Here is a 5436-nt window from a genome sequence, read left to right as displayed (position 1 = left end):
CCTAATGGGCTGCAGGGCCTGTCCCCCCCCGCCCTCTCGTCCCCTGGCCCCTTCCCCCCCCCTCCTTCTCTGGGGGGGGGGGCGGGGGCCCGCGGCGGTCTCCCGGAGACCGCCCTCCCGTGTCCGCGCCCGCCCGCCCGCCCGGTCGCCGAGCCGGTTTCACCCGCGAGGAGGGGATACCCGCTCCTCGATCCGTTCCTCGGACACCCAGGGAGGACTCATGGCGACGGGCGAGACGGGATTCAGCGACGTCGTGTACGACCTCATCTCCGTCCAGTACCACTCGCTGAAGGCGGGGCACGACTACGGCCAGTACGTGCGCGACGCGGAGAACGCGAACGAGAAGGAGATCGCCGACTTCTTCCGGACCGTGATGGAACAGGACGCGGAGCGCGCGGCCCGCTGCCACCGGTTCCTGGCCCGGCTGTCGGGCACCGAGAAGGCCGGCCCCGCGGTCGACTGAACGGCGCGGGACGAGGCGCGAAATCGCCGGTGACGCAAGACGGGCCGGTGGATTTCACGCCAGATTGGGCGACGTCTCCTTCCGGCCACCCTCCGGTCGGTTTCCGGCCGGAGGGAGCGTCCCCGCGCACGGCCCGCCGCGCGGCGGGCGGCCCCGTGCGGCGGGCCGCGCAGGGCTCCGGCCAGGCACCTGTCCGGTGACCGAGAGGAACGGAGCCCGCACCGTGCGTTCGCCGGGGCGCGGACCCCGTTCCTCCACCCCGTGGATCCGCGCCCTCCCCGGACGGGCGTGAACCGCTTTCCCGCCCGTTCCGGGGCGCGGAAAACGGCGTGTTGGTTCCGGTGCGGCCGTCCCGTCTACACGTGTCGTGTTCCCGTGGCGCGGAAGAGGGCACTTGGCCCGTTGGTCCGGGGAGGGCCGTTCGGCCGGCCGGCGAAACAGCCGGTGAGAAGCCGGTGAAAAGGGACGGGGTGGGAATGGTTCGGGTTCTCGTGGTGCACGACGAGGGGCTCCTTCGTTCGGCATTGGTACAACTGCTCAGATCCGACGACGCGCTGGAGGTCTCGTCCCTGTGTCCCCGCAGTGACGTGTCGGACCACCAGGCGTGGCAGACGGACGTGTGCGTCGTCGACGGGGACCGCCTGGAAGGGGCGGGCGAGGAGTGGGGCGCGCCCTTCAGGGCGCTGTGCGGGGACCGGCTCGTCGTCCTGGCGACCCCGGAGCGGCCGGGGGTGCTGCACAGAGCCTTCGACGGCGGGGCGCTCGGCCTCGTCGACAAGAACGCCTCCGCGCAGCGGCTGATCACAGCGGTGCACACGGTCGCCAAGGGCGAGCGGTTCCTCGACGAGACGCTCACCGTGGCCCTGCTCAAGGGCGCCCGGATGCCCCTGACCACCCGTGAGCTGAGCGTCCTGTCCCTGGCCGCCCAGGGGGCGCCGGTGGCCGAGATAGCGGCCCGTCTGCACCTGTCCCGGGGCACCGTCCGCAACTACATGGCCACGGCGATCCGGAAAGTGGGGGCGCGCAACCGGGTGGACGCGATACGCATCGTCCAGAGCGGCGGCTGGACCTGACCGGCGCCGCCCGTGTGCGGGACGCGGGGCGTCCCGCACACGGGCGGCGGTCACGGCTCGTGGTGCGGGGCGCCGTTCCAGTGGCCCGTCAGGTCACGGTAGAGGGAGGAACGGGCCAGTACCTCCCGGTGGGTGCCGCACACCGTCCGCACGCCGTCCAGCACCAGGACCCGGTCCGCCCGGACGGCGGACGACAGGCGGTGTGCCACCACCAGCAGCGTCCCCGGCCGCCGCGCGAGCGTCTCCTCCGCCCGCGCCTCCGACGCCGGGTCCAGGTGGCAGGTCGCCTCGTCGAGCAGCAGCAGGGGCGCGGCCGACAGATGGGCGCGCGCCAGCGCGACGAGCTGCCGCTCGCCCTGGGAGAGCTCGTCCGGCCGCAGCGGCGCGTCCAGACCGCCCAGGCGCTCGACCAGCGGCCCGAGGGCGAAGCCGCGGACGGCGGCGTCGACGTCGGCCCGGCACGCGTCCGGCCGCAGATAGGTGAGGTTCTCACCCACCGTGCCGGCGAAGACGTACGCCTCCTGGGGGACCAGCACGCGCAGGGCGGCGAGTTCGGCGGCGGTGCGCCCGGCGACCGGCCGGCCGGCCACCCGCACCTCGCCGCTGCTGGGCGCGAGCATGCCCGCGACGAGGCGGGTGAGCGTGGACTTCCCGATGCCGCTCGGCCCGACGACGGCGATGTGCTCGCCCGGGGCGACGCGCAGGTCGAGGGAGTCGAGGACGGGCTCCGCACGGACGCCGTAGGACAGGGTCACGGCCCGGAACTCCACCGCGGCGGCCGGCCGGCGGGCCGTGGGAGGGCCGGGGCGCGGGGCGCGGACGGGCTCCGGCAGGCCCTTCGCCGCCGAGGGGGAGCCGCGGTCGGCGGCCGGGGCCGCGGGCGTGCCCCGGCCCCCGGGCGGGACGGTTCCGGCCGCCGCCGACGGGCACCCGGCCGGAACCGCGGGCGACGGCGGCGAAGGACCGGTGATCCGGTCCACCACCACCAGCAGCCGGGACCCCGCCGCACCGAGCGCGGTCATCAGCGTGTGCACGGCGGGCAGCAGCGACTGGGCGAGATAGGTGAAGGCCCCCAGCAGCGCCCCGGCCGTCACACCCCGGCCCCGCAGCCACCCCACGGCGAGCAGCAGCGTCAGGACGGGCAGGTGGCCGGCGACACCGAGCGCCGCCGTGCGCACCGCCGCCCAGCGGGCCAGGACCCGGGCCGCCGCGGCGGCGTCGGCGACCAGTTCCGCGGCACGCCGCGCCGCCTCGGGCCCGGTTCCGCAGGCCGTGAGGTCGCGCAGCGCCGCCCGGGCCCGGGCGGCGTGGTCGCCCAGCGCCTCGTCGGCCGCGAGGGCGCGCCGCTGGGCCGCGGCCATGGGCCGCAGCGTCGCCAGGAACAGGGCCAGGCCCGCCACCAGCGGCGGCAGGACCACCACGAGCAGGTCCGGGTGCAGCGACAGCAGCCCCAGCAGGGCCCCGGCGGCGGTGAAGACGAACGAGCGCAGGGTGAGGACGAGGCCGGCGAAGCTGTCCCGGGCGATCTCGACCTGGTTCGTCAGCCGGGAGACCGCCGCCCGGTCGGTGCCGCCCGGCCGCGCCAGGGCCCCGGCCAGGGACCGGTCGACCGCGCGCCGCACGAGGCCGTCGCGCAGCGGTTCCGTCAACCCGGCCAGCTGGGCGAACACGCCCCGCACCACCGGGGCACCGAGCAGCACGGCCACCGCGGCGACGGCGAGCCACCCCAGCCCCCGGCGTGTGTCGCCGGCGAGGAACCCCTGGTCCACGGCGTGGGCGACACCGTAGCCCACCACGAAGGCCTGACCCGCCTCGGCCACCGACCAGAGCGCGAGCCGCGCCAGCACCCCCTTCCGGCGGGCGAGGAACCGACGGGCCGGCGGCGCGATCCGGCGCAGCGCCCCGGACCCGGTGCCCTTCTCCCCCGTACGGCTGCCCGCGGCGCCGGTCATGACCGCGCTCCCTCGGGCCGGGCCCCGTGCTCCCGGCGCGGCGCCGGGCCCTCGTCCCCGGCGGCGCCGAACAGCGCCCGGTAGTCGGGCTCCCGCCACAGCTCGCGGTGCGGCGCGACCGCGCGTACCCGCCCGTCCTCCAGCCAGATCACCCGGTCCGCGCGCGCCGCGACCGACGGGCGGTGCGCGACGACCAGACGGGTCCCGGGCCGCACCGAGCGGCGCAGCGCCCGGTCCACCTCGTACTCCGTGGCGGTGTCCAGACTGGACGTCGCGTCGTCCATGACCAGGAGCCGCCCCGCGTGTGCGAACGCCCGCGCCAGCCCGAGGCGCTGGTACTCGCCGCCCGAGAGCGGAGCCGACGCCAGCGGGGTGTCGTGACCGCGCGGCAGACGGCGCACGAAGGCGTCGGCGCCCGCGGCGCGCACGGCCCGCCGCACCTGCTCGGGCGGCACGCGCCGCGGCCCGGCGGCGACGGCCTCGGCGACGGTGCCCTCGCCCAGGACCGGACGCTCGAAGGCGAAGGCGACCTCGGTGCGCAGCGCCTCGCGGGTCAGCCGGTCCAGGCGGACGCCGTCCAGCAGCACGTGCCCCTCGTCGGGGTCGGTCAGCCGCCCGGCCACGGCGGCCAGGACGGACTTGCCCGCCCCGCTGCGCCCCACCACGGCGGCGGTGCTGCCGCCCGGCACCCGTACGTCGTCCGCGCGCAGCACCTCCCTGCCGTCGCGCAGCACCCGCACCCCGCGCAGTTCGAGGTCGCCCGGGCCGTCCGGGGGCAGGCCGCACGTGCCGTACGCCAGGGCGGGCAGCCGCTCCAGCGCCAGGGTGCGCTCCCGCGCCCGCCGCCCCCGCACGACCGCGCCCAGCAGCGTCGCCGCGCCGCCGACCCCGGCGGCCAGCTGGGCGTAGCGGCAGGCGGCGAGCAGGCCGCCGACGCTCAGGGCGCCCGCGGCGAGGCGCACGCCGCCGACGGCGGTGGCGGCCAGGACCAGCAGCGGCACGAGGACACCGCTCCTGGCCAGCGCCCTGCCGTGCAGCACCCACATCCGCCGGCCCAGCGTGCCGAGTTCCGCCAGGGGCGCCAGCACGCGCCGCCGCTCCCGTGCGCCCGTTCCGGCGGCGGCGATGGTGGCCGCCCCCTCCATGGCCTCCAGCAGCCGGGACGCGATCTGCGCCTGCACCCCCTGGTACGCGGCCACCGACGCGCCGGTGTCGCGGGCGAACGCCCGCAGCACCAGCGCCAGCGCGGGCAGCCCGGCCAGGACGCACGCCGCCACCCACAGGTCGACGAAGGCCAGCGCCACGAGTGCGCCGGCCGGGGTGACGAGCGAGGCCGCCAGTGCCGCCCGGGCCGCGGGGGCGCCTCCCGCGTCGGCGGCGTTGAGGGTGAGGCGTGTCCCGACGTCGCCGGGGGAGTAGGGGCGCGCACGGTCCGGCACGCCGCGCAGCAGGCCGGTGAAGGCGCGGGACCGGATCGACGCCGTCCACCCCGCGTTGCAGCGGCCGGTGAACAGCGCGGTGAGGCTGTCGAGCAGCACCTCGCCGACGAGCAGCGCGGCGCTCAGGGCGGGCCAGTGGCCCGCGTCACCGCCCCGCAGCAGCAGGTCCAGGGTGCGGCCGAGGACGAGGGGCTGGGCCACCGCCGCCGCTGCCGCCGCGACCGAGCACAGCAGCACCAGCACCGCGAGCGCGCGGCCCGGCTCCGGGCCGGCCCCGTCCGGCACCGCGCGTGCCCGGCGCAGCCGGGCCTTGGTCGTGCGCACCAGCCGACTTCCCTCCGTCCGTTTCCACGATTGCGGGGGCGCCGGCCGGGCATCGGCGCATCGGCCGGCGCACGGCAACGGGGGGCCGGGGGGGGGGGCAGGGGGGGGGGGGCGGAACGGAGAAGGTGGACCCCTCGCCCCTAAGGGGCGTTCCAACGGTACGTTTTGGTTCTGTCGCTTACTCT

General features: G+C 77.5%; 4 protein-coding genes. 2 read left to right on the top strand and 2 right to left on the bottom strand.

Annotation, left to right across the window (positions count from 1 at the left end; all coding sequences use genetic code 11):
* Positions 1-220: 220 nt before the first annotated feature.
* Both ACZ56B_RS08860 and ACZ56B_RS08855 read left to right on the top strand, forming a co-directional pair.
* On the top strand, positions 221-463 hold the full coding sequence (locus ACZ56B_RS08860) for an acyl carrier protein (protein WP_468787774.1): 243 nt from the start codon (positions 221-223) through the stop codon (positions 461-463).
* Between the two features lie 476 nt (positions 464-939).
* Complete coding sequence (locus ACZ56B_RS08855; RefSeq protein WP_468787772.1) at positions 940-1536, top strand: LuxR C-terminal-related transcriptional regulator; 597 nt, start codon at positions 940-942, stop codon at positions 1534-1536.
* A gap of 50 nt (positions 1537-1586) precedes the next feature.
* Here the strand turns inward: ACZ56B_RS08855 and ACZ56B_RS08850 are convergent, their stop codons facing one another.
* Positions 1587-3488 carry an ATP-binding cassette domain-containing protein gene (locus ACZ56B_RS08850; RefSeq protein ID WP_468787770.1) on the bottom strand — a complete coding sequence of 634 codons (1902 nt, stop codon included), beginning with the start codon at positions 3486-3488 and terminating at the stop codon, positions 1587-1589.
* Positions 3485-5251, bottom strand: a complete 1767-nt coding sequence (locus ACZ56B_RS08845; RefSeq protein WP_468787768.1) for an ATP-binding cassette domain-containing protein — start codon at positions 5249-5251, stop codon at positions 3485-3487. Before ACZ56B_RS08845 ends, ACZ56B_RS08850 begins: the two co-directional genes overlap by 4 nt.
* Positions 5252-5436 lie beyond the last annotated feature (185 nt).

Source organism: Streptomyces sp. NPDC034670 (genome assembly GCF_055574875.1).
This window is presented reverse-complemented; position numbering and strand designations above follow the sequence as displayed.

Bases quoted from the DNA above. Each gene is read 5' to 3' on its own strand.
- ACZ56B_RS08860 (WP_468787774.1), top strand. From the start codon at position 221: ATGGCGACGGGCGAGACGGGATTCAGCGACGTCGTGTACGACCTCATC.
- ACZ56B_RS08850 (WP_468787770.1), bottom strand. From the start codon at position 3,488: ATGACCGGCGCCGCGGGCAGCCGTACGGGGGAGAAGGGCACCGGGTCC.
- ACZ56B_RS08855 (WP_468787772.1), top strand. From the start codon at position 940: ATGGTTCGGGTTCTCGTGGTGCACGACGAGGGGCTCCTTCGTTCGGCA.